At 57.5% G+C, this 20924-nt stretch carries 28 protein-coding genes and 1 tRNA gene; 25 read left to right on the top strand and 4 right to left on the bottom strand.

The window, feature by feature from the left end:
• Positions 1 to 11: 11 nt before the first annotated feature.
• The gene (locus KBY73_RS13190) at positions 12 to 446 is read right to left on the bottom strand and encodes an acyl-CoA thioesterase (protein ID WP_396097139.1); all 435 of its coding nucleotides are present in this window, start codon (positions 444 to 446) and stop codon (positions 12 to 14) included.
• A gap of 122 nt (positions 447 to 568) precedes the next feature.
• Between KBY73_RS13190 and KBY73_RS13195 the strand changes: the two genes are divergently transcribed.
• A complete protein-coding gene (locus tag KBY73_RS13195) occupies positions 569 to 1417 on the top strand; it encodes a universal stress protein (RefSeq protein ID WP_254937549.1) in 849 nt (282 codons plus the stop codon).
• Here the strand turns inward: KBY73_RS13195 and psbM are convergent.
• Both psbM and KBY73_RS13205 read right to left on the bottom strand, forming a co-directional pair.
• On the bottom strand, positions 1414 to 1521 hold the full coding sequence (gene psbM, locus KBY73_RS13200) for a photosystem II reaction center protein PsbM (RefSeq protein WP_254937550.1): 108 nt from the start codon (positions 1519 to 1521) through the stop codon (positions 1414 to 1416). The genes KBY73_RS13195 and psbM overlap by 4 nt on opposite strands.
• 48 nt (positions 1522 to 1569) lie before the next feature.
• Complete coding sequence (locus tag KBY73_RS13205) at positions 1570 to 2055, bottom strand: 2Fe-2S iron-sulfur cluster-binding protein (RefSeq protein ID WP_254937551.1); 486 nt, start codon at positions 2053 to 2055, stop codon at positions 1570 to 1572.
• Between the two features lie 114 nt (positions 2056 to 2169).
• On the opposite strand from KBY73_RS13205, the gene psbB reads away from it, so the two are divergent.
• The 13 genes from psbB to KBY73_RS13270 all read left to right on the top strand — a co-directional run bounded on the left by psbB (position 2170) and on the right by KBY73_RS13270 (position 11897).
• Positions 2170 to 3729 carry a photosystem II chlorophyll-binding protein CP47 gene (psbB, locus tag KBY73_RS13210; protein ID WP_254937552.1) on the top strand — a complete coding sequence of 520 codons (1560 nt, stop codon included), beginning with the start codon at positions 2170 to 2172 and terminating at the stop codon, positions 3727 to 3729.
• A 24-nt stretch (positions 3730 to 3753) separates the two neighbouring features.
• Complete coding sequence (locus tag KBY73_RS13215; protein ID WP_010314684.1) at positions 3754 to 3849, top strand: photosystem II reaction center protein T; 96 nt, start codon at positions 3754 to 3756, stop codon at positions 3847 to 3849.
• A gap of 124 nt (positions 3850 to 3973) precedes the next feature.
• Positions 3974 to 4468 carry a transcriptional regulator NrdR gene (gene nrdR / locus KBY73_RS13220; protein ID WP_254937553.1) on the top strand — a complete coding sequence of 165 codons (495 nt, stop codon included), beginning with the start codon at positions 3974 to 3976 and terminating at the stop codon, positions 4466 to 4468.
• Positions 4469 to 4654: 186 nt separating this feature from the next.
• Positions 4655 to 5740, top strand: coding sequence for a 30S ribosomal protein S1 (locus KBY73_RS13225; protein WP_254937554.1), 1086 nt, complete (start codon positions 4655 to 4657; stop codon positions 5738 to 5740).
• Between the two features lie 24 nt (positions 5741 to 5764).
• Positions 5765 to 6580 carry an HAD family hydrolase gene (locus tag KBY73_RS13230; protein WP_254937555.1) on the top strand — a complete coding sequence of 272 codons (816 nt, stop codon included), beginning with the start codon at positions 5765 to 5767 and terminating at the stop codon, positions 6578 to 6580.
• A 21-nt stretch (positions 6581 to 6601) separates the two neighbouring features.
• Positions 6602 to 7849: a methionine adenosyltransferase gene (gene metK / locus KBY73_RS13235; RefSeq protein ID WP_254937556.1), complete on the top strand. Its 1248-nt coding sequence runs from the start codon at positions 6602 to 6604 to the stop codon at positions 7847 to 7849.
• A 10-nt stretch (positions 7850 to 7859) separates the two neighbouring features.
• Positions 7860 to 9131 (top strand): FGGY-family carbohydrate kinase, encoded by a 1272-nt coding sequence (locus KBY73_RS13240; RefSeq protein ID WP_396097184.1) that lies wholly within the window; start codon positions 7860 to 7862, stop codon positions 9129 to 9131.
• Positions 9132 to 9306: 175 nt separating this feature from the next.
• Positions 9307 to 9573, top strand: coding sequence for a DUF2470 domain-containing protein (locus KBY73_RS13245; RefSeq protein WP_254937558.1), 267 nt, complete (start codon positions 9307 to 9309; stop codon positions 9571 to 9573).
• 44 nt (positions 9574 to 9617) lie between these two features.
• Complete coding sequence (locus KBY73_RS13250) at positions 9618 to 10307, top strand: ComF family protein (RefSeq protein ID WP_254937559.1); 690 nt, start codon at positions 9618 to 9620, stop codon at positions 10305 to 10307.
• Positions 10298 to 10370, top strand: a tRNA-Phe gene (locus KBY73_RS13255). Before KBY73_RS13250 ends, KBY73_RS13255 begins: the two co-directional genes overlap by 10 nt.
• 48 nt (positions 10371 to 10418) lie before the next feature.
• Entirely contained in the window at positions 10419 to 11024 is a 606-nt protein-coding gene (locus KBY73_RS13260) for a hypothetical protein (protein ID WP_254937560.1), read from the top strand.
• Positions 11017 to 11265 (top strand): hypothetical protein, encoded by a 249-nt coding sequence (locus tag KBY73_RS13265; RefSeq protein WP_254937561.1) that lies wholly within the window; start codon positions 11017 to 11019, stop codon positions 11263 to 11265. The genes KBY73_RS13260 and KBY73_RS13265 overlap by 8 nt, the downstream gene beginning before the upstream one ends.
• A gap of 29 nt (positions 11266 to 11294) precedes the next feature.
• Positions 11295 to 11897, top strand: coding sequence for a chromophore lyase CpcT/CpeT (locus KBY73_RS13270; protein WP_254937562.1), 603 nt, complete (start codon positions 11295 to 11297; stop codon positions 11895 to 11897).
• Positions 11898 to 11913: 16 nt separating this feature from the next.
• Here the strand turns inward: KBY73_RS13270 and KBY73_RS13275 are convergent, their stop codons facing one another.
• Positions 11914 to 12327, bottom strand: a complete 414-nt coding sequence (locus tag KBY73_RS13275) for a hypothetical protein (RefSeq protein ID WP_254937563.1) — start codon at positions 12325 to 12327, stop codon at positions 11914 to 11916.
• Positions 12328 to 12338: 11 nt separating this feature from the next.
• Between KBY73_RS13275 and KBY73_RS13280 the strand changes: the two genes are divergently transcribed.
• The 11 genes from KBY73_RS13280 to KBY73_RS13330 all read left to right on the top strand — a co-directional run bounded on the left by KBY73_RS13280 (position 12339) and on the right by KBY73_RS13330 (position 20861).
• Positions 12339 to 12527 (top strand): hypothetical protein, encoded by a 189-nt coding sequence (locus tag KBY73_RS13280; protein WP_254937564.1) that lies wholly within the window; start codon positions 12339 to 12341, stop codon positions 12525 to 12527.
• Positions 12528 to 12754: 227 nt separating this feature from the next.
• A complete protein-coding gene (locus KBY73_RS13285; RefSeq protein ID WP_254937565.1) occupies positions 12755 to 13273 on the top strand; it encodes a phycocyanin subunit beta in 519 nt (172 codons plus the stop codon).
• Positions 13274 to 13315: 42 nt separating this feature from the next.
• Entirely contained in the window at positions 13316 to 13804 is a 489-nt protein-coding gene (gene cpcA / locus KBY73_RS13290) for a phycocyanin subunit alpha (RefSeq protein WP_254937566.1), read from the top strand.
• Positions 13805 to 13881: 77 nt separating this feature from the next.
• Positions 13882 to 14409, top strand: a complete 528-nt coding sequence (locus tag KBY73_RS13295; protein ID WP_254937567.1) for a hypothetical protein — start codon at positions 13882 to 13884, stop codon at positions 14407 to 14409.
• Complete coding sequence (locus KBY73_RS13300; protein WP_254937568.1) at positions 14406 to 14993, top strand: phycobilisome polypeptide; 588 nt, start codon at positions 14406 to 14408, stop codon at positions 14991 to 14993. Before KBY73_RS13295 ends, KBY73_RS13300 begins: the two co-directional genes overlap by 4 nt.
• A gap of 106 nt (positions 14994 to 15099) precedes the next feature.
• A complete protein-coding gene (locus KBY73_RS13305; RefSeq protein WP_254937569.1) occupies positions 15100 to 15831 on the top strand; it encodes a pentapeptide repeat-containing protein in 732 nt (243 codons plus the stop codon).
• 116 nt (positions 15832 to 15947) lie between these two features.
• Positions 15948 to 16832 (top strand): phycobilisome linker polypeptide, encoded by an 885-nt coding sequence (locus KBY73_RS13310; protein ID WP_254937669.1) that lies wholly within the window; start codon positions 15948 to 15950, stop codon positions 16830 to 16832.
• A gap of 133 nt (positions 16833 to 16965) precedes the next feature.
• Positions 16966 to 18582 carry a phycobilisome rod-core linker polypeptide gene (locus KBY73_RS13315; RefSeq protein WP_254937570.1) on the top strand — a complete coding sequence of 539 codons (1617 nt, stop codon included), beginning with the start codon at positions 16966 to 16968 and terminating at the stop codon, positions 18580 to 18582.
• A gap of 71 nt (positions 18583 to 18653) precedes the next feature.
• Positions 18654 to 19394, top strand: coding sequence for a phycobilisome rod-core linker polypeptide (locus tag KBY73_RS13320; protein WP_254937571.1), 741 nt, complete (start codon positions 18654 to 18656; stop codon positions 19392 to 19394).
• A gap of 277 nt (positions 19395 to 19671) precedes the next feature.
• Entirely contained in the window at positions 19672 to 20211 is a 540-nt protein-coding gene (locus KBY73_RS13325; RefSeq protein WP_254937572.1) for a phycobiliprotein lyase, read from the top strand.
• A gap of 11 nt (positions 20212 to 20222) precedes the next feature.
• The gene (locus tag KBY73_RS13330) at positions 20223 to 20861 is read left to right on the top strand and encodes a chromophore lyase CpcT/CpeT (protein ID WP_254937573.1); all 639 of its coding nucleotides are present in this window, start codon (positions 20223 to 20225) and stop codon (positions 20859 to 20861) included.
• Positions 20862 to 20924: the final 63 nt, after the last annotated feature.

The following is a 20924-nucleotide window of genomic DNA, read 5'->3' on the forward strand; positions in this document are numbered from 1 at the left end:
ATGTACTGATCCTAATGTGGTCCCCGCGCCAGGGCCGCCACCGCGGCCGCCAGATCCGCGGGCAAGCGGCGCACCAGCCGGCGCTGATCAAGTCCAGGGGCGCTCTCCACCAGCACAAGCTCAACCCTTGCCTCAGCCGCCAGCTTTCCGCTTGCAGCAAAAAAACGGCTTCGCCAAGGCAATTTCAGACCACAGCGCGGCAGCACCTCGCTCCACAGCTGCACAGCATCGCCGTGAAACAGGGGCTGCTTGTATTCAATGGTCAAACTCACCACCGGCAGCTCCAAGCCCCGAGCGGAAAGATCGCTGTAGGCGATACCAGCTGCAGCCAGGGCCTCCACCCGCGCCTCCTCAAGCCAAGCCAAGTAAGCGCCATGCCACATCACGCCGGCGTGATCCGTGTGCTGGGGCAGCACACGGCGCTCCAACAACCAGCCTTCAGACACTCTTTTCACCAAAGCTGGGCCAGCTTGGCCGAAGCGGGATGGTTGCGGTGTAGCGGGCAGATGGTTTGCGCTTGCAGATCGGCCATAGGCTGACAGGCAGCCTGCAACTTCGAGTCGTCTCAGTGTTTCGCAACGTTCTAATCGCCGATTCCGGCAAAGGCCACGTGGAAGAAATGGTGCGCATGCTGCGCGACATCCCGGCGGTGCGTGCAGCCCGCATCAACCTGCTGCACGTGGTGCCTGAGCAGGCTGGTGAGAGATTCGCGGAGCATTCCCAAAAAGCGGCGACTATCGCCGCCGAAGCGGTGCAGCGGCTCGGGCTCAACCCCAGCGAGGTGAACACGATCATTCGCCAGGGAGACACCAAGCAAACGGTGCTGAAGGTGGCCGACGAACTCAACAGCGACCTGATCGTGATGGGCTCCAGAGGCATGGGCCGCCTTCAGTCGATCCTCAGCAACAGCGCCAGCCAATACGTATTCCAGCTATCGACCAGGCCGATGCTGCTGGTGCGCGACGACCTTTACATCCGCCACATCAACCGGGTGATGGTGACCATCGATGGCACCGGGGTCGGAGACGACGCCCTGAAACTGGCCTGCGAGCTTGTGCGGGAGATTCCTGGCGGCAGCCTCACCGGCGTCCATGTCGCCCGCCAGGACATCACCCCTTCTCGGGGCGGCAAATCCCCAGCCGATGAAGTACTCGAGAAAGCCAGCCAGCGAGCCCGAGGCTACGGAGTGGAGCTCAAGGCAGTCCATCGCAGCGGCGATGTCGGCCGCAGCGTGTGCGCCGCCGCTGAGGATCTCAAAGCCGACCTGCTGGTGATCGCCTCCCAGGATCGGCGCCCGGTGGTTGCTCGCGGCCTCGTCGACATCGACCGGCTACTGGGCAGCTCGGTCAGCGACTACATCCGCGTTCATGCCCCAGCCCCTGTGTTGCTTGTGCGGGAGCCTGAAGCGAGGAACTAGCTCCCCTGGCGGCTGTTGGTTTGAATGTAAAGAATGATCAAAAAGACTGCGGGAACCAATACGAACAAAAGGCTGGCAACAAAGCCGAGATCGTTGGTTTCCATGGCTGAAGGGGAAGTGAGGGGAGGGTATCACCGCCAAATGGGCGCTTTTCAGGAGGCTTCACCGCTCGTTGCGGTTGGCCCCTGTTCTTCGCCCTCGCCGGGGCCTTCACCCCCATCCTCTAAATCCTCATCGCCTTCCTGCGCCGGAGGGGCAGGCCAGGCTGTGGGGCCACTGGGCAGGGGCTTGGCCTGGGCCTCCGCCACCAAATTTTCCTGGTCGGCCATGCCCACCTGGGGCCGAGTCAAAACCAAAACAGACTCCTGGACCATGGCTTGACAGGCAAGCCTCCAGGTTTGGGGGCGCCGGCGCAGTTTTTGGTCTTCCACGGCGGTGCGGCCGCTCAGCACCTGGGCAGCGGTGCCCTCCGGAATTGCCACAAAACATGTGATGCACTGGCCGCAGCCACCGCAATTGCCTAGGGCACCCTTGAGGCCGTAGAGCTGAATGCCCTCCCGCAAAGCCACTTCTCGCAGGTTTTCGCCGGGGTAGCACTCAATGTCGCGGCCCTCGCGAACAAATCGGATCACGGGCATGAAACCTTTTCGTCGAGGTCTTCATTCTGGGCCAAGCCGTTGCGGTCCGTTACCTGGAGCGCACGGCGGCCGGAGCGCCCCTTACGATCGCCCAACCCACCCAGAACTACCCCCATGGGATTGCCCTGGTATCGGGTGCACACGGTCGTGATCAACGACCCGGGCCGTCTGCTCGCCGTGCACCTCATGCACACCGCCCTGGTTGCCGGCTGGGCCGGCTCCATGGCGCTCTATGAGCTCGCAATTTTTGATCCGTCCGACGCGGTACTCAACCCGATGTGGCGCCAGGGCATGTTCGTCATGCCCTTCATGGCCCGACTCGGCGTTACCGGCAGCTGGGGCGGCTGGAGCATCACCGGCGAGACCGGTGTTGACCCAGGCTTCTGGAGCTTTGAAGGTGTGGCTGCAGCCCACATCGTCTTTAGCGGCCTGCTCTTCTTGGCCGCCATCTGGCACTGGACCTACTGGGATCTAGAGATCTGGCAGGACCCACGCACCGGCGAACCAGCCCTCGATCTGCCCAAAATTTTTGGCATCCACCTGCTACTAGCCGGCCTTGGTTGCTTCGGATTCGGGGCCTTTCACCTCACCGGGGTCTTCGGGCCTGGCATGTGGGTCAGTGATCCCTACGGAGTCACGGGTCACTTGGAGGCAGTCCAACCATCTTGGGGACCAGAAGGATTCAATCCCTTCAACCCTGGCGGCATCGTGGCCCACCACATTGCCGCTGGCATCGTTGGAATTATTGCTGGCATTTTCCACATCACCACTCGACCGCCGGAGCGCCTATACAAGGCCCTCCGCATGGGCAACATCGAAACGGTGCTGGCCTCGGCCATCGCGGCCGTGTTCTTTGCAGCCTTCATTGTTGCCGGCACGATGTGGTACGGCGCTGCTGCAACCCCTGTAGAGCTGTTTGGCCCCACCCGCTATCAGTGGGACCAGAGCTACTTCAAGACGGAAATCAATCGTCGAGTCCAAACAGCTCTCGACAACGGAGCCACCAAGGAACAGGCCTATGCCTCGATTCCTGAGAAGCTGGCCTTCTATGACTACGTCGGCAACAGTCCTGCCAAAGGAGGCCTGTTCCGGGTAGGCCCGATGGTGAATGGCGACGGCTTGCCCACCGGCTGGATTGGCCACATCTCCTTCACCGACAAAGATGGCCGGGATCTGGAAGTGCGCCGCCTGCCCAACTTCTTCGAGAACTTCCCTGTGATTCTCCTAGACCAAGAGGGCATCGTGCGAGCTGACATTCCCTTCCGCCGTGCTGAAGCGAAGTACTCCTTCGAGCAGACCGGCGTAACCGCAACCGTTTACGGAGGCGCCCTCAACGGCCAGGTCTTCACTGATCCTGCCGATGTGAAGCGCCTGGCCCGCAAGGCCCAGCTCGGGGAAGCCTTCGAATTTGACCGGGAGACTTATCACTCCGACGGTGTATTCCGTAGCTCGCCCCGGGGCTGGTTCACCTTTGGCCACGCCACCTTCGCCCTTCTCTTCTTCTTCGGCCACATCTGGCACGGTGCTCGCACCCTGTATCGCGATGTGTTTGCCGGTATTGATCCTGACCTTGGCGAACAAGTGGAATTCGGTCTCTTCCAGAAATTGGGAGACCGCTCGACCCGTCGTCTGCCCGAGGGCTACGTGCCCCCGGCAGGCAGTCCCCTCAGCTGAACGCCAGCACCCCCGAGGACATCCATGGAAAGCTTCGCTTACATCCTGATCCTGGCCCTGGCCATCTCCACGCTCTTCTTTGCAATCGCCTTCCGCGATCCCCCCAAGATCGGCAAATAATCAGCCAGAGCCCTTTAAAGCCCCTGCTTCGGCAGGGGCTTTTTTGTTGTGCAATAGGCGAATGCAGGCCTTTCCAAATGAAAAAGTGCTGCTTACACTTGAAAGACACGCCCGGATGCCAGGGATGCAATGTCCCTCATGCCAACACACCGACAGCCGGGTGCTCGAATCTCGAGCGGCCGACAGTGGTCGCAGCGTCAGGCGGCGGCGTGAATGTCTCAACTGCGAATTCCGCTTCACTACCTATGAGCGGGTAGAGACCGTGCCCATCACTGTGGTGAAGCGCAACTCCTCGCGGGAAACCTTCAACCGCGTCAAGCTGCTGCACGGGCTACTGCGCGCCTGCGAAAAAACAGGTCTAGAGCCGGCAAGGCTCGAAGGAGTGGTGGATGAAATCGAACTCCAGCTGCAGCAACGCAGCGGAAGGGAGGTGAGCAGTGCCGAAATTGGTGAACTTGTGCTTCAGCAGCTCAGTGAAATGAGTGAGGTTGCCTATGTCCGCTTTGCCTCTGTCTATCGCCAGTTCCAGGGCGTAAGCGATTTTGTGGCCACCTTGGAAGGTCTGCACAAGCGCAGTGGTGGCCGCTTGCGCAAAGCCAGCTTGGCCACGGTCAGCTGAGCCAGATCTTCTGAATCAGATCAGCTGAGCCGGGGCAGAGCAAAGCAAACCTCCCAGAGGAGCCTCACTGGTGGGCGGCTCCATTGGTGTGAGGCCTGATTGGTACAGTAATAAATCGGGTTTGCTCTGCTGGCGGGCAGATCACCCACTCCTTTCCTACTGCTTCAGGCAGACCGCCACCTATCCATGACCGTGACCCCTTCCGATACCAGCACTGAAGCGCTCAACCAAGACGCGACCAGTGCCGAGGCCGAGCTCGATTTCGCCGCCGCCATGGGCGATGACCTCGATCTAGCCATTCCGGAAGAGGTTCCCACCGCCGATGACCCCAGCAGTCGCGCTGCATCCCGCAACGATGCTGATGGCGTGGGTTTCACCCTGGATGAGTTTGCGTCGCTACTGAGCAAGTACGACTACAACTTCAAGCCGGGTGACGTTGTCAACGGCACCGTGTTTGCCCTGGAATCGAAGGGCGCCATGATCGACATCGGCGCCAAAACAGCGGCATTTATGCCCGTTCAGGAGGTGTCAATCAACCGGGTTGAAGGCCTCAGCGACGTTCTCGTGCCAGGCGAGGTGCGCGAGTTCTTCATCATGAGTGAGGAGAACGAAGACGGCCAGCTCTCGCTCTCCATACGCCGCATCGAATATCAGCGTGCCTGGGAACGGGTGCGCCAGCTGCAAAAAGAAGACGCGACCATTTACAGCGAAGTATTTGCCACCAACCGTGGTGGCGCCCTCGTGCGGGTGGAAGGCTTGCGCGGGTTCATTCCCGGCAGTCACATCAGCACCCGCAAGGCCAAAGAAGAGCTGGTGGCCGACTTCCTGCCCCTCAAGTTCCTTGAGGTGGACGAAGAGCGCAACCGCCTGGTGCTCAGCCATCGCCGCGCCCTGGTGGAGCGCAAGATGAATCGCCTCGAAGTGGGCGAAGTGGTGCTCGGCACCGTGCGTGGCATCAAGCCCTACGGCGCCTTCATCGACATCGGCGGTGTCAGCGGCCTGCTGCACATTTCCGAGATCAGCCACGAGCACATCGAGACACCGCACACGGTGCTCAATGTCAACGACCAGATGAAGGTGATGATCATCGACCTCGACGCCGAGCGGGGCCGCATCTCCCTCTCGACCAAGGCCCTCGAGCCCGAGCCCGGAGACATGCTCACCGATCCCCAGAAAGTGTTCGAGAAAGCCGAGGAAATGGCCGCCCGCTACAAGCAGATGCTGCTTGAGCAGGCCGAAGACAACGAACCAATGGGCGTCACCCTCGACTGAGCCAGGTCCAACTACGAGCCCTCCATGGCCGAGCTGTTTCTGCGGGGGCAACCCCTGGCTGATGCGACGGGAACATCATTCCCAATCGAAGCGGTGTTGTTCGACAAGGACGGCACCCTTTGCATCAGCGAACCCATGCTCCACACCCTGGCCGAGGCCAGGGTTTTTCATGCCTGCGAGCTATTGGGGAAACGCCACCCGGAGCTACCCACCAGCCGAGCCGAAGAACTAGCTCAGCTACTGCAGCGGGCCTACGGGCTCCGCAGTAGCGCCATCCATCCGGCCGGCGCAACGGCCGTCGGCTCCCGCAGCCACAACCTGATCTCCACCGCCACAGCGTTGGCCCAGGTTGGCCTTGGTTGGCCGGAAGCCCTAGAACTCAGCGAAAGCGTCTTTGCGGCCACCGATGGCCTGCATGGCCAGGGAAGTGAGCACCGGCCCATCGCCACCGCCGGACTCCACGACCTGATGCAAGCACTGCAGGAAGCAGGAGTGGTGTGCGCCGTGATCAGCAACGATGACGAGGCTGGCATCGAAGCTTTTCTGGCCAGCCAAAACCTCAGGTCCAGGTTTCAAGCCCTGTGGAGTGCCGACCACAACCCGCGCAAGCCAGACCCGGCGGCTGTGCTCGCACTCTGCGCCCAACTCGGAATACAGCCCAACCGTTGCGCCCTGATCGGAGATGCCAATAGCGACCTGCGCATGGCCCAGCAGGCGGGGGTGTCCGTGGTGCTCGGCTATGGGGCGGGCTGGAGCATCGCCCCGCCGCTAGATCCGCGCTTCCCCTGCCTGCAACATTGGCGTGAGCTCCAGGTAAACGCAGGCCAGCACATAGGCTGAGTTCAGTTGAATTAAGGCTGCATGAGCCGCTACGTCTTCACCTCTGAGTCGGTAACAGAAGGGCATCCCGACAAGATCTGTGATCAGGTGAGCGATGCGGTGCTCGATGCCCTGCTGGCCCAGGACCCTGCTTCTCGAGTTGCCTGCGAGACCGTGGTCAACACTGGCCTTTGCCTGATCACTGGTGAAGTAACAACAAGCGCCCGGGTTGACTTCAACACCCTGGTGCGGGGCGTGATCAACCAGATCGGTTACGCCGGTGCCCGCGCCGGCGGCTTCGATGCTCACAGCTGCGCTGTGCTGGTGGCCCTAGACCAGCAGTCCCCCGATATTGCCCAGGGGGTGAATGAGGCCGACGACCACGACGGCGACCCCCTCGATCTGGTTGGAGCAGGCGACCAGGGGATCATGTTTGGCTACGCCTGCAACGAGACGCCAGAGCTAATGCCTCTGCCGATCAGCCTGGCCCACCGCCTGGCGCGGCGGCTGGCGGAGGTGCGTCACAACGGCAGCCTCGGCTACTTGCTGCCCGACGGCAAAACCCAGGTGAGCGTCGTCTACGAAAACGAGGTGCCCGTGTCGATCGACACGATCTTGATCTCCACCCAGCACACAGCTGAGATCGATGGCATCTCGGACGAAAAAGCGATTCGGGAGCGCATTGCCGCCGACCTCTGGAGCCACGTGGTGGAGCCCGCCACCGCCGATCTGGCCCTCAAGCCCTCCCAGGCAGACACTCGCTTCCTGGTGAACCCCACCGGCAAATTTGTGGTGGGCGGCCCCCAGGGTGACGCCGGTCTGACGGGCCGCAAAATCATCGTTGATACCTACGGCGGCTATGCCCGCCATGGCGGTGGCGCCTTCTCGGGCAAGGATCCCACCAAGGTGGATCGCTCCGCCGCCTACGCCGCCCGCTACGTGGCTAAAGCCCTGGTGGCCGCAGGCCTGGCTCGCAAGTGCGAAGTGCAGCTCAGCTACGCCATCGGCGTAGCCAAACCGGTAAGCATTCTGGTGGAAAGCTTCGGCACGGGCGCCATCAGCAATGACGACCTCACCACCCTGGTGCAGGAGCAGTTCGACCTACGCCCCGGGGCCATCATCGCAACCTTCGGCTTACGGGAGCTGCCCCAGCAACGCGGCGGCCGCTTCTATCAAGATGTGGCTGCTTACGGCCATTTCGGCCGCACCGACCTGGATCTTCCCTGGGAAAACGTGGACGCCATCGCTGCCACGCTCAAGCAGGTCACCGCAGCGCAGGTCGACGCCTGAGCTGCCACCCCTGCGGGTGAACACGACACATGCCCTTGGAGTGGATCTGGGCAGTAGCGGCCTGCGGATTGCCCTGATAGGGCCAGACGGCGAGCAGCTGATCGCAGAGTCCAGCCCCTATCCATCCAGCCTGGAGGAGCCTTTGGGCTGGGTGGAGGGCCTAATAAGCCTCTGCGGGCTGCTGCCAGCCGCTGCCCGAAAGCAAGTTGGGGCGCTGGCGGTGGATGGCACCTCCGGCACCCTGCTGCTGTGCCATCCCGATGGCCAGCCCGGCCCTGGCTGCCTAGGTAAAGCCTTGGCGTATCACTTCATCTGCCGTGAGCAGGCCCCTATTGCTGCAGCCCTTGCCGGTTCAGGCCCAGCCGCCAGTGCCAATGGCAGCCTGGCCCGGGCCCTGCACCTGCTGGCTAAGGCCCAAGCAATTGGAGCGGGCGGCCCCTGGCTGCTGCGTCACCAGGCCGACTGGCTAACCGGCTGGTTGCTTGGTGACTGGAGCTGGGGAGAAGAGGGCAACAACCTGCGCCTCGGCTGGGACCTGCAAAGGCAGGGCTGGAGTGGCTCGATCGCGTGCCAGCCGTGGGCCACAGCCTTGCCAGCGATTCGCCCCAGCGGCGCGGTACTGGGGCGAATCGCTGCTACGACGGCCCAAAAGCTGGGACTGGCGCATGGCTGCCTGGTGGTTGCAGGCAGCACCGACGCCAACGCCGGGGTGCTAGCCGCCCAGCCAGGCAGGGGTGATGGCGTCACCGTGCTGGGCACCACCCTGGTGCTCAAACAGTTCAGCCCCAGACCGATCGAAGGGCCAGGCATCAGCTGTCACCGAGTGGCAGGAAGCTGGCTGGTAGGTGGCGCCTCCAATGCCGGAGCCGGCATCCTGAGGCGCTTCTTCAGTGACGGCCAGATCGAAGAGTTAAGCCGCCAGATCGATCCTCGCCAACCCACGGGCCTGCAGCTGCGGCCGCTGCCAGCCCGTGGGGAGCGCTTTCCTGTGGACGATCCTGAGCTCGAGCCGCTACTGGGACCGCGCCCGATCAGCGACGTCCGCTACCTCCAGGCCCTGCTAGAGGGCCTCACAGCCCTCGAAAAACAGGGCTGGCAGCGGTTGCAAGCGGCCGGCGCCCCCGCCCTGGAGCGGGTGATCACCCTGGGGGGCGGGGCCCGCAACCCCCAATGGCGGCGGCTGCGCCAGCAGAGCCTCGGCATACCGGTGCTGAATCGACCGGGGTGCACAGCTGCCCTTGGCATGGCCAGACTGGCCGCAACAGCCCTGCAAAAACCATGAACGACCGCCTGCGCTCTGTGATCTCCATGGCGGTGTTTGTGGTGCTGGCTGGCTATGTGGGCTTCAGTGCCCTGCGTTTTGGCCTGTTGTTGTGGCAGCGCTTCGGCGCCGCCTAACTCCCTTAGCAGCTTCGTCCGAGCCAGAATCACTCCCACCCCCACCGCCGCGCATCACCATGGCCGCCGACCCCCTCACCCCCGCCGTGAGCGATCGGATTTGCCGACACATGAATGACGACCATGCCGAGGCGGTGCTGGCCTATGCCCGTCACTACGGCGGCCTAGGCGCAGCCGAGGAGGCAAGCCTGATAGCAGTCCGAGCCGAAGCCATGGAGCTTGAGGTGGATGGCGCCAAGGTCACAGTGCCCTTCGACCACTGCCTTAGTGACAGTGAGGATGCCCATCGCACCCTGGTGGCGATGCTGCGGGCCCTGCCCCGCTGAAGCCGGCGGCGTGGGAATCCTGCGGGAAACCTGCAGACCCATCCATGGCCTCCTGGCCCCCTAGCCCAACTCCCCCAACGGCAGGGCTGTTCAAGCTGCTGCCCCTGGAATGGATCGCCAAACCACCAAGCCTGCACGCCGATCTGGCGGCGGAATTACCCGAGGGCGGACGCCAGGGCAGTGATCCCATCAATTGGTGGGCCGCTGGCATGTACTCGGGGCGGCTGCGCCGGCAGCTTCTGTATCTGCGCACCCATCCGAATCCAGCAATGGTGGCAGTTCTGGTACAGCAACTAGCCGCAGTACTGGGCGCCGAAACTTGGGCCAGACCACCCCTGTTGGTTGCGATCCCCAGCTGGAAGCGGCGAGCCAACCCTCTGCCCGGCCTGCTGGGCAGAGCCCTTAGCTGGCAAATGGGCTGGCGCCAAGTACCCCTCCTGCAACGCAGTCGGGCAGTGCTGGGCCAGCACCATCTAGGCCGCGAACTGCGCTGGGCTAACCAGGCTGGGGCCTTTCGCTGCTCCGCGTCTGCGCAGCAACAGCACCACCCCTGGGAGAAACCAGCGGTGGTGCTGTTGGACGACATCCTCACGACGGGTGCTACGGCCTGCGCCGCCGCTGCCACCCTGCGCGACCAGGGCTGGCAGGTGGCTGGCATGGCCTGCCTGGCACGAACCCCGTGGCAGGGCCGTGATCTAAGATCGATTCGTCGCTTAGGCGACGGGCCGGGATAGCTCAGTTGGTAGAGCAGGCGATTGAAAATCGCCGTGTCCCCAGTTCAAATCTGGGTCCTGGCATTCTCATCCCACTACTTTCCTTCCGCGAAAATCCTGCCTGGGTTTGGAATGGCTCAATTAGAAACGGCTGAATATTGCGGCACCATGCAGAGCCAGCTTCAAGGCTTTTTCGTCGGCGAGAAAATTCGCCAACTCCTGCACTGCGATGCAGCCTTTATCGAGCATTGCGAGCGCCTCAACTACAAAGCTGATCCCAGCCGTGATCCCAAGCTGGTGAGCGCCACCATGGGACGGGCCCTGCTTGAAATCGCCCTCTGTTTTGGCGAGCTTGCCGATCCAGGCACCTCCAACAAGGGCCTTTATGGGGCCGCTAGCACAATCACCGAACTGATCTGTGACCACGACCCCAAGGAGCCGGAGGGGCGCTCCTTGGCCCTGAAGCGGCTACTGGGCAGCCGCGGCGGCATGGCAGTAGCCCAAACAATCACCCGAGTGCTTGCCAAGGTGGACCAGCTAGCCCCCTGGGACGAAGAATCCACTATTGATGCCTGGCGGTCGTTCCTTCGCCACTACTGCCAGATCCTCTGGCGCGAAAGCAGCACCCCAATCGAACTTGAAAAATGCGACATGGCAATCAATTCTCTACTTGAGATGCTGCTTGGTCCAGCCCAGCCAACTCCAGGCCCCCAGAGCCCTAGCCAACGCCATGCGTGAACATCCACTGAACTCCAACCGGGTGTTCAATAACGCCGACAGCTTTGCTCAGGCTTTCGATGAAGCCTGGCAAAAACATGAGCAGCGCGACCCCCACCACGGCCTCGATCCAGCAGCCAAGGTCGAGCTGATGCTCGAGGGGCTTGGCGACCATCCCTTTCTGCAAAACCAACCAGAGCTGGCTCAGCAAGTAGCCGCTTTTCGCCTCCGCCTCTTGGGGTTGGCCGGGCCCAGCCAGTAGCGTCATTCTCACAGCCGTGAACTGGCGTGATGGCGAGCTCCTTGGAGCGATTGGTGCGGATGTTGAGCGGTGGCTTCAGCAACCAGGAGCAGGCTTTTGAGAATCCGCCCCTCTACGCCCACATCCTGGTCAAATTCCGCCCCCTCCCCCAGCTGGCACCGGGCTCCCTACTGCTGGAGCAGAGCTACGCAATCAACCCAGCAGCTCCTTACCGAATTCGGGTATTGAGGGCGGAAGCGCTGAACGGCCAGCTGACGATCGTCAACCAGGCGCTGGCAGAAGATCAACGCTTCTGGGGAGCGGTAGAGGACAGCGAACTCCGTGGCCGCATTCAAACCAGTGACCTAATGCCCCTCGATGGCTGTGCCTACGTGGTACGCGAAGAGAGCGAAGGATTCGTGGGGGAAGTGGAGCCTGGATGTCGCTGTCTGGTGGAGCGCAAGGGAAGCACCTCCTACCTAGTGAGCCGGTTGGAACTAGACCCAGCTGGCATGCGCACGATCGATAGGGGCCACGATCCGATCACCCACGAACATCTTTGGGGATCACTGGCGGGTCCCTTTGAATTTGCCCGCACCGACGACTACAGCGACGAAATACCAGCCCATTGGTTTGAGCAGTGGCGTGATTGAGTGCCGGGATTGAGTCTCAGGCGCTGAGCTCATCGAGGAAGGGTTGCTCCTCTTCATCAAGGAAGGGCTGCTCGACCAAGCTGTCATCCAGAAAGCTCTCCTGCTGAGCCTCCTGGGCATGGGCCAGCTGGGAGGCAACAACTGGACGCAGGTGACGGCCTACCCCTTGATTCTCGATACCTTTAAGCAGGCCCTCAAGGCGCGCCAACCGGTCTTCGGTGTCATCAAGTAGTAGCTCCGTCTCGTCAGCGAGCAAGCCCTGGCTATCGGCATGGCCCTCAAGCAGAGGCTCGAGCCTCAACTCCTGGGCGGCAAGCCGCTCCTCCAGTTCAAGCAGCCGGAAGGTGATCGCTTCAGCCACTTCCGAGAGGGTCTGCAGCTGGTCAGCCAGCCGCTGGGTGCAGTCTGCAACCTTTAGCTCAACAGCCATAACCATTGCCCATGGAATGGGCGGATGGTATCGGCGCAGCCCGTAAGCGCCAGGGGTTGGCGCCCCAGGGCCTGCAGCACAGCGTTTGTAACGATTGCAAAAGCCTTGTAATCCGATCGAAACAGGCCCATGTGGATACCGCGGCCAAGTTTTTTGAAAACCACCACACCCAACGCTTTGTTGAGCTAAAAATGAGGTAACTGCTGTGGTCACCTGCACCGAGCAAGCTCACCAGTCCCTAGGGCAGTGACCGTTTGTTAAGGGAGCAGTAGGCAGGCAGGCATCTTGAAGAGAATGGGCGAACCAAGTTGACAACAGCCAGGTTGCTGCACCCTGCCCACAAGGGGCACTGCGCAGCCCTGGGCCCTGACCAGCCTGGAACCCCTATCCACCCTTCCGACTCTTCGTCGCGACTAGGAGCCTCCCAATGTTCGACGCCTTCACCAAGGTTGTAGCCCAGGCTGATGCCCGTGGCGAATTCATCAACGCCGGTCAAATCGACGCGCTTGCGGCGATGGTTTCCGAGAGCAACAAGCGTATGGATGCTGTGAACCGCATCACCTCCAACGCATCCAAGATCGTCACCAATGCGGCCCGCGATCTTTTTGAAGCTCAGCCGGCGCTGACAGCTCCTGGTGGGAACGCCTACACGAGCCGCCGCATGGCTGCGTGCCTACGCGACATGGACATCATCCTCCGTTACATCACCTACGCGATTTTCAACGGCGATGCATCCGTGCTGGAAGACCGCTGCCTCAACGGCTTGCGGGAGACCTACCTGGCGCTCGGCGTTCCTGGCGCTTCGGTTTCTGAAGGCGTTCGCAAGATGAAGGACGCAGCCATTGCAATTGCCAACGACCGCAACGGCATCACCCAGGGAGACTGCTCAGCTTTGATCAGCGAAATCGGCACCTACTTCGACCGCGCTGCAGCAGCCGTCGGCTGATCAGCTCACTAAAAATTCAAACCAACTTATTTCCTCCTTCCCATGAAGACTCCCCTTACCGAAGCCGTCGCAGCAGCTGATTCCCAGGGACGGTTCCTCTCAAACACTGAGCTCAACTCAGCTTTTGGTCGCTTTGACCGCGCCAAAAATGCTCTTGCAGCTGCTAAGGGACTAACAGCCAACGCAGACAACTTGGTGAACGGCGCTGCCCAGGCCGTTTACAACAAGTTCCCCTACACCACCCAGATGCAGGGTGCGAACTATGCCGCTGATGCCCGTGGCAAGGCGAAGTGCTCCCGTGACATCGGTTACTACCTCCGCATGGTCACCTACTGCCTCGTGGCTGGTGGCACCGGCCCCATGGATGAGTACCTGATTGCCGGGATTGATGAAATCAATCGCGCTTTTGAGCTCTCCCCCTCTTGGTATGTGGAAGCTCTTAACTATATCAAAGCCAACCATGGCCTTGCCGGCGAAGCAGCAACAGAGGCAAACAATTACCTCGATTACGCAATCAACGCACTTGTTTGATCAAGCCGCCTTTTAGAACGTAATCAATAGCCTCCCCGTCGAAGGGAGGCTATTTTTATTGAACAAAAGATAAAGGGATGGGCGAAGCTAAGCATAAAGACAGCAGTCGTGAAGAATTAGTCGCCCACAGCAATTCGGCAAAAGTCATTCAGCCGGGGAAACCGTCCTCTTGCCTAAAGAAAACCGTCATGCCGCCCAAAGAAGTTTTAAGCATAAAAGACTTAATAAAACAAGCCGGAGAGGAACAGGAGATTCAGTACGGAACAAACGAGGCACGCTTGCGCATAGACCTCAGAATTGAAGACATTGGGCTTTGGAAATCCCATCACAACAAAAATCCTGACAACAACAATATTCTGCTTGCCTGCGAGAGCAATAGCGGCGAACTATCAGAAACCACTCTGACCTGGGTAGTCGGAGCAGCAATACGTTCTGCATTGGTAGAAGGAACGGCCCAAGCAAAGGATCTGCTCAAAGAGCTCGGAGTGTCAGAAGAACTGGTGGATCTGGCATCTGAACACTGTCCAGGTCTAGGCGGGAACGCAATATGGGCTTTCCATTTGGAGCGACATGGCTGGCTTACCGCAACTCCTGTGGAATCGTGAACCTAACTAGAGAAGCAGATCAAAAGATGGAGATCAGCCAACTGGCCAAGGCTACAAAAGTATGCGGCATAAGCAGTCGAGAGAGTCTCCCCGATGCAGTAAGAGCGGTGGTAGCTAAAGCCGATACTTCAAAACGGTTCCTAAACACAGAAGAACTAGGAGAGATTTGCAAATATTGCAAAACCTCAGAACATGCCGTTGAGCTACTGATAGCTGAGTCAAACCAGGTGGTTGATAAAGCAAGACAACAACTACTAGCCCAACAACCACAGCTCATCCTGCCTGGCGGGAAATTACACCCAGAACCAAGGGCAGAAGCCTGCTGGCGAGATTGCCAACAGTTTCTACGGGTGATCATTTACGGGGTCGCGTGCGATTGCACAGAAGTAACAGATGCGACAGGCATGACAGCATTGCGTCAGTTATACAAGGAGATGGAAGTACCTATCCCTGCGATGATGTATGTCCTAGCCCAGATGCGAACACTAACCACACAAGTCCTAAAAACTTCTGGCCATCTTCGCGAGGCAACCTGCCTCGACAAGGCTTTTGATAATCTGATCAAGGCCTTGCAACCAACCTAGCCCGGAGAACAGGAAGCCAAATAAACCCGGCAACCAATTACCATTGCAAGCGAAACCACAGAACACTAACCCATCTGATTACTAGCGAAGTGAATCCCGTCTAAACATGAATCAAAAGCATCACGCATCTTTGTTGCCGGAAGATCCAAGCCAATGGAGTGCTCCTGAAAAGTGCGAACCTACTGCGGCGCAGCATCAACCCGTAGACGCGCGCGGTGCAAGCTGGAACAACCGTGTTCTACAACCACTGGACCTGCGCCAGGCAAACCTTTGTCGCATGGATATAAGGGGAACAGACCTAAGCAACTGTCTACTAGAAGGATGCAATCTAACACTTGCTCGTTATGACAAAAAGACTCGTGTACCCGCTGGTTTTGATCTTGAAAAATCAGGAGCAGTAGGCCCTGGTGCAGCACTTAATGGGGCTTTTCTAAATGGTACAGATCTCAGGGGTATGGATCTTCGGAACACCAACTTCATGGGTGCCTACCTAAGCGGATGTGACTTAAGTGGTTCAGTATTAGACGGAACACGTTTTGTCGGAGCAGACCTAAGGTTTGCGAAATTGCAAGGCTGTCGCTGCATCGCAACACGCTTTACCGGCAGTCAGTTGCAGCAGGCAGACTTTAGGGCTGCTGATTTAGCAGAGGCACTCCTGGATGGGGCTGAAAGTATTCAAGGCGCTGACTTCAGTCAGGTAACAGGCATGGACAAGATACAGCTCGCAAACCTCCTAACTCGCTCTCACATCGAACTGGATTGTTGGAATCCACTCACCCGGCAAGCCACCAGGGAAACCCTTGAATCGTTGCTTGAATCGGCAACAAGAACGGCATAGCGCGCTGGCACTGCCAGACAAAGCGAAGCGATTGAAACAAAAGATTGAGGTTTATAAAGCTAAGGTCGAAGGTTATGGGATGCCAGGGATAATTGCAAGGTATCGCCAAGAAAGTCATGCCGTTTGGTCCAGCATCCATCCTGGGTGTGGAGAGCTTCTCCCAAGAGTGCGAAGCACCACGTGAGCTAGTGCCAGGAGACGACGACCAAGCGAAGGAGTCAGTAATCCGGGCTGTCTACAGACAGGTGCTTGGGAATGCCTACGTCATGGAGAGCGAACGACAAGTTGTTGCAGAATCGCAGTTCAAGCTAGGCGAGATCAGCGTTAGAGAACTGGTACGACGTATCGCCAAAAGCGATTTGTATAGCACCCGCTTCTTTGACTCATGCGCGCGCTACCGCTATATCGAACTAGCATTTCGCCACCTACTCGGACGTGCTCCAGCAGATTTTGAGGAAATGCGAGGTCATGCCGAAAGACTAGATACAAGTGGGTATGAAGCAGACATCGACAGCTTCTTAGATTCTGACGAGTATCAGAACACCTTTGGTGAGTGGACAGTCCCATATCAACGTGGTTGGAAAACAGAATCCTGTGCAACGCTTCAAGAATTCACCTGGTCATTCCAGTTGCTGCGTGGAAACAGCAGCAGCAGCCTTAAAGGCAACTTGGCTGGAATCAGGAGCCGCCTTGGCGGTGCTGCTTATCAGAACCGACCCCTCCCTGTGGTAGCTCCCTCATCACAAGATACCCAAGGCTGGAGCTTCCGCCCAGCTGCCAACCTGACAGATCCTGTTACACGGATAGGTGTACTTGCAGGTGAAGCAGGCAAAGTCTATCGAGTTGAAGTAACAGCCTATAGGGCCAATAACGTGCGGCCCACATCACGCTACAGGAAGGCAAACAGGGTATTATTCGTCCCTTTCAACAAGCTATCTGAGCAGTATCAACTTATTCACCGCGAGGGAGGCAAGATCGCAAGCATCACACCACTGAGTTGACCCATTACTCCCACCAGCCCTACTTAACCAGTAAGCTGCCAAGTCTGCGAGGATAAGACAAATTAGATGCCTCTAAAACGTCTAGCACCGTATAATCCCCACAACAAAGCAAGTCCATCAACTCCATCTTCCCATGACAGCAAATCAAAGCAATTCACTTGACTTCGGAGCCACTCAGCTTCTTGAAGCCCCAGCGAGTTTTTCTCGCAAAAGAACAGATGACGTAGAAACTGCAACAAGCGAAGATCAATTTCGCAACCAGCAGCTACTGAATACACCTTCAGCATTCACCGCAAACGACAATGCTGCTTTTCACATCGCAGTAAGAGCTGCATACCGGCAGGTATTCGGCAATGTTCAGCCGATGGAAAGCGAGCGCCTGCTGAGTGCCGAATCAAGACTACGCAATGGGGACATAAACGTACGAGAATTCGTACGGAGATTGGCCCAATCCAGTTTTTATCGCTCACGCTTCTTTGATGCCGTATCTCCGCATCGAGCAGTTGAGCTTAACTTCAAGCATTTGCTGGGCCGCCCCCCCCAGAATCAAGCAGAGGTTGCTAGCCATGTGGCATTAATTGCCACAAGGGGCTTCACAGGCGAGATCAATAGCTATCTTGATTCCGATGAGTATCTAAAGTCCTTCGGCGAGGAAACAGTTCCGTACCCAACAAGCTGGAACTCTCCAGTGGGCCAGCCTCAAGCAGCATTCAACAGGATCGCAGCACTTGAGCAGAATTTTGCTGGCAGCGACACAGCAGTAGGGACCAAAAGTCAGCTGTTAGGAAATCTAGTTAGCGGCTACAGGCTCTCGATAAAGGTGCCTGCACAGGTGTACCGATCCAGTTCCCTTGGACAGATGGGCAGAACTGCGTCTGGTTCGGCCAGCATGCTAGAGCCTGTCAAGCGGAACAATGCAGACGGAGGCGACTCAACACCAATGCGTGGTGATCTGTACGTTGGCTTTGGACTTGGTCAGCGCCAGCAGGAAGTGTTCGAGCGCTGCAGCGGCGATTCAGCTGATCAGATTACTGCGCTGATCCGCTCGGTATACCGCCAAGTGCTGGGCAATCCCCATGTGATGGACAGCGAGCGCAACTTAACCGCAGAGAGCCAATTTGCTGAGGGAAGACTTAGCACCCGCGAATTTATAAGAGCGGTTGGACTCTCGGCCGACTATCGCCGGCGCTTCTTCGAAACAAATGCTCCCTACCGTTTTGTGGAGCTAAATTTCAAGCATATTCTAGGCCGTGCACCCGCATCTCAAGCTGAGATGAGTGAGCATCTCCAAAGGCTAGCCATTCATGGCTATGAGGCGGAAATCAACAGCTACGTTGATAGCGAAGAGTATCAGAATACCTTCGGTGAGAATACTGTTCCCTATCTACGTGTGGCGACAGAAAATGGTCGCGAACAGGTTTCCTTTAATCGCCACATAGCGCTAGTTCAAGGCTATGCAGCTAGTGACACCATTCAATGCGCTTCAAGCCTGCTGAATTCAGTGGCTACAAGATCTGCACCTGCAAACTGGACAAATACAACGGTAAGGATTAACAGGCTTGGTGCATCCTCTGGATCAGCTGATCCCACATCCAAGCAGTTCCGTATTGTCGTCAATGCCCAGCCTGCAGGCGGCCGCCAACGCAACCCGAACGCAAGCTACGTAGTAAGCGGCAATGACATTACCAGCCAACTGGGATACATCCATAGACGCGGTGGTCGGATCATTTCTGTGACCGAAATCACCTAGAAGACTCTGGCTCCATTTTCGGAACAATAGCTAACTTCTTCACTCCCTCTCCCCTGCCAACTTAATAAACCATGGAAATCAAAACTCTTGACCGGCCTGATTCGGATTTACGCCAATCAGAAGCCCAGGCACAGCTGAAAGCCGCCTACCGCCAGGTATTTGGCAATGCACACCTCTTTGACGAAGAGCTCTCAGTCTCTGCAGAGAGTCTATTCATCAACGGCGACCTCACAGTGCAGGGGCTAGTCAATGCCCTAGCCCTGTCGGACAGCTATCGGCGTCTCTTTTTTGACGCAAACGGGCCCTATCGATTTGTTGAACTCAACTTCAAACATCTCCTAGGCCGCGCCCCAAGAAATCAGGCTGAACTAAGCAAGCATGTTCAGCTCCTGGCCACAGAAGGATACGAAGCAGAAATCAACAGCTATATATACGGAGCCGAGTATCTAGAGGTCTTTGGCTTTGATACAGTGCCTTTCGATAGAGGAGCGACCAGCCAGCAAGGTGAATCCAATCTTACATATAACAGAACACGTGCATTGACATCGGGCTTTGCAAGTTTTGATGGTGACGAGCAATCACAATTATTAGTCAGCCTAGCGACCAGTTCACCCCCTGGGCGTAGTCAAAAAACACCCGGGCCAGGCGATCGCAACAACCAGCGCTACGCTATTCGCTGGACAAGCGCTAATCCTGTTGGCCTAAATCGACGGGTAACGCAAACGACAACCGTTCCCTTCAGCTCGCTATCATCAGCCATCCAATCAATTCATCGACGCGGAGGCCGCATCGCATCAGTAAAAGAATCCTAAATCAAACGAAACTGGAGGCGGTTCAAGGTCTTTAATAGTATATTAAGGCAACTCTTGAGCCACCTCCCAAAAGCATCAACAGCAAGCACCTTGGCTGCAATCCATGGATTTACAGGACAAAGACTATCTCAAAGTAGAGTGCACTCAAATTAATCAGAGTAGTGAAGAAGCACAGCCTGCGATCAACATGATGATCGATACATGGGTACACATGGTTCAGGCAGGTCGTCTGCCAATTACCAAGACCACTCACAGAACCATGGCCTGAGCAGCGTAGATGCAGCTGGAATCTTTTGTTGCTCGGAGCCTAGGCCGGTGGCGATCCATGAGAAGTGGACATTCTCTTGCGTTTCAGCAATTTGAGGATGTTCGCAGTTCAGTATTGATTGAACCAATTGGGCCCCAAGATCCATTGGTACTTAAGTTAATTAAAGACTGCAAGATACACGATGCCAAGCCACTGCTGCCATTCCGAATGGAATGGAGTGCAGAAAGTGACTGGGAGCCAGATGGCCCCAGCGAAGTATCGGCAGGATCATGCATTCTCGTTCCAATCCCAACTGATAATCAAAATGGAATCTTACTGCGAAGCGCTGGATACGCAGAGGCCGAGCAAGCAGTATCAAACTATGCTTTTCTAGAAGATAATACTTTTATACTCACTACCCAATATGGTCAATCAATTGCAGAAGAAAGGATCTGGTTCGTATCTGAGAATGTTCGCTGCCGCTCATCAGTGCTGCGAACTTCAGCCGGCTCAGGAATACTGCAAACCTCCTTCGCATCTGAAATCCGACGATTAGATTCCTTCAGCTAACAGTATTCGCCGTGCCAACCATTGCCCTTAGATTCGCAAAATTACTTGCTGGACACTTCAGTAATTTTGCCCAATCACAACGCGATCCAGTAAATTTTGCCCATATCAATATCTATTTTCGCCCTCTGCCTTGGGAAATATTTCAGGGCCCTGGTTTTTACTCCGAGCAGAGCTATGGGCACGATCCTTGGCGACCTTATAGGCAAGGCGTACATCGACTGATATCGACCGAGAAGGTACAGATTGTTGAGAATTTTGGATTCGACCAACCTATTCGCTTAGCTGGAGCAGGCTTCACTCCTAAACTGCTCAAGCTTATTCATATTAATCGCCTTAAACAACGCTGCGGTTGTGCGATGCATTTCCAAGAGACGGCGCCGGGTTGCTTCAGCGGAAAGGTAGAACCTGGTAATAACTGCCTAGTGCCACGTGATGGGCGGCCTACCTATCTAGTGAGTGAGGTGTTGGTTGATCACGAAAACTGGATTAGTAGAGATCAGGGTTTTGATCCAGCTACCAATACCTTGCAATGGGGCTCCGAACATGGGCCACTACGTTTTGAACGCGTGGCTAGCTTTGAGAATGAAGTCACAGCTGAGTGGGCGAGTCTAAATAATTATAAAGGAGATGAACCTGAACAAATTGGATAGAATAGAAGCCATGCAAGCTGATGAACCAACTATCCAGCAGTTCCGTAGCTGGATTCGCTCGCA

This window comes from Cyanobium sp. Tous-M-B4 (assembly GCF_024345395.1).
Lineage (GTDB): Bacteria > Cyanobacteriota > Cyanobacteriia > PCC-6307 > Cyanobiaceae > Cyanobium_A.

Excerpts from the sequence above, each read along its gene's own strand:
- KBY73_RS13225 (WP_254937554.1), top strand. The coding sequence starts at position 4,655 with ATGACCGTGACCCCTTCCGATACCAGCACTGAAGCGCTCAACCAAGAC.
- KBY73_RS13325 (WP_254937572.1), top strand. The coding sequence starts at position 19,672 with ATGCAGCTGGAATCTTTTGTTGCTCGGAGCCTAGGCCGGTGGCGATCC.
- KBY73_RS13250 (WP_254937559.1), top strand. The coding sequence starts at position 9,618 with ATGGCCTCCTGGCCCCCTAGCCCAACTCCCCCAACGGCAGGGCTGTTC.
- KBY73_RS13285 (WP_254937565.1), top strand. The coding sequence starts at position 12,755 with ATGTTCGACGCCTTCACCAAGGTTGTAGCCCAGGCTGATGCCCGTGGC.
- KBY73_RS13310 (WP_254937669.1), top strand. The coding sequence starts at position 15,948 with ATGCCGTTTGGTCCAGCATCCATCCTGGGTGTGGAGAGCTTCTCCCAA.
- KBY73_RS13305 (WP_254937569.1), top strand. The coding sequence starts at position 15,100 with ATGAATCAAAAGCATCACGCATCTTTGTTGCCGGAAGATCCAAGCCAA.
- KBY73_RS13215 (WP_010314684.1), top strand. The coding sequence starts at position 3,754 with ATGGAAAGCTTCGCTTACATCCTGATCCTGGCCCTGGCCATCTCCACG.
- KBY73_RS13320 (WP_254937571.1), top strand. The coding sequence starts at position 18,654 with ATGGAAATCAAAACTCTTGACCGGCCTGATTCGGATTTACGCCAATCA.
- KBY73_RS13230 (WP_254937555.1), top strand. The coding sequence starts at position 5,765 with ATGGCCGAGCTGTTTCTGCGGGGGCAACCCCTGGCTGATGCGACGGGA.
- KBY73_RS13270 (WP_254937562.1), top strand. The coding sequence starts at position 11,295 with ATGGCGAGCTCCTTGGAGCGATTGGTGCGGATGTTGAGCGGTGGCTTC.
- KBY73_RS13275 (WP_254937563.1), bottom strand. The coding sequence starts at position 12,327 with ATGGCTGTTGAGCTAAAGGTTGCAGACTGCACCCAGCGGCTGGCTGAC.
- psbB (WP_254937552.1), top strand. The coding sequence starts at position 2,170 with ATGGGATTGCCCTGGTATCGGGTGCACACGGTCGTGATCAACGACCCG.
- KBY73_RS13245 (WP_254937558.1), top strand. The coding sequence starts at position 9,307 with ATGGCCGCCGACCCCCTCACCCCCGCCGTGAGCGATCGGATTTGCCGA.
- cpcA (WP_254937566.1), top strand. The coding sequence starts at position 13,316 with ATGAAGACTCCCCTTACCGAAGCCGTCGCAGCAGCTGATTCCCAGGGA.
- KBY73_RS13260 (WP_254937560.1), top strand. The coding sequence starts at position 10,419 with ATGGCTCAATTAGAAACGGCTGAATATTGCGGCACCATGCAGAGCCAG.
- KBY73_RS13295 (WP_254937567.1), top strand. The coding sequence starts at position 13,882 with ATGGGCGAAGCTAAGCATAAAGACAGCAGTCGTGAAGAATTAGTCGCC.
- KBY73_RS13280 (WP_254937564.1), top strand. The coding sequence starts at position 12,339 with ATGGAATGGGCGGATGGTATCGGCGCAGCCCGTAAGCGCCAGGGGTTG.
- metK (WP_254937556.1), top strand. The coding sequence starts at position 6,602 with ATGAGCCGCTACGTCTTCACCTCTGAGTCGGTAACAGAAGGGCATCCC.
- KBY73_RS13265 (WP_254937561.1), top strand. The coding sequence starts at position 11,017 with ATGCGTGAACATCCACTGAACTCCAACCGGGTGTTCAATAACGCCGAC.
- KBY73_RS13205 (WP_254937551.1), bottom strand. The coding sequence starts at position 2,055 with ATGCCCGTGATCCGATTTGTTCGCGAGGGCCGCGACATTGAGTGCTAC.
- KBY73_RS13315 (WP_254937570.1), top strand. The coding sequence starts at position 16,966 with ATGACAGCAAATCAAAGCAATTCACTTGACTTCGGAGCCACTCAGCTT.
- nrdR (WP_254937553.1), top strand. The coding sequence starts at position 3,974 with ATGCAATGTCCCTCATGCCAACACACCGACAGCCGGGTGCTCGAATCT.
- psbM (WP_254937550.1), bottom strand. The coding sequence starts at position 1,521 with ATGGAAACCAACGATCTCGGCTTTGTTGCCAGCCTTTTGTTCGTATTG.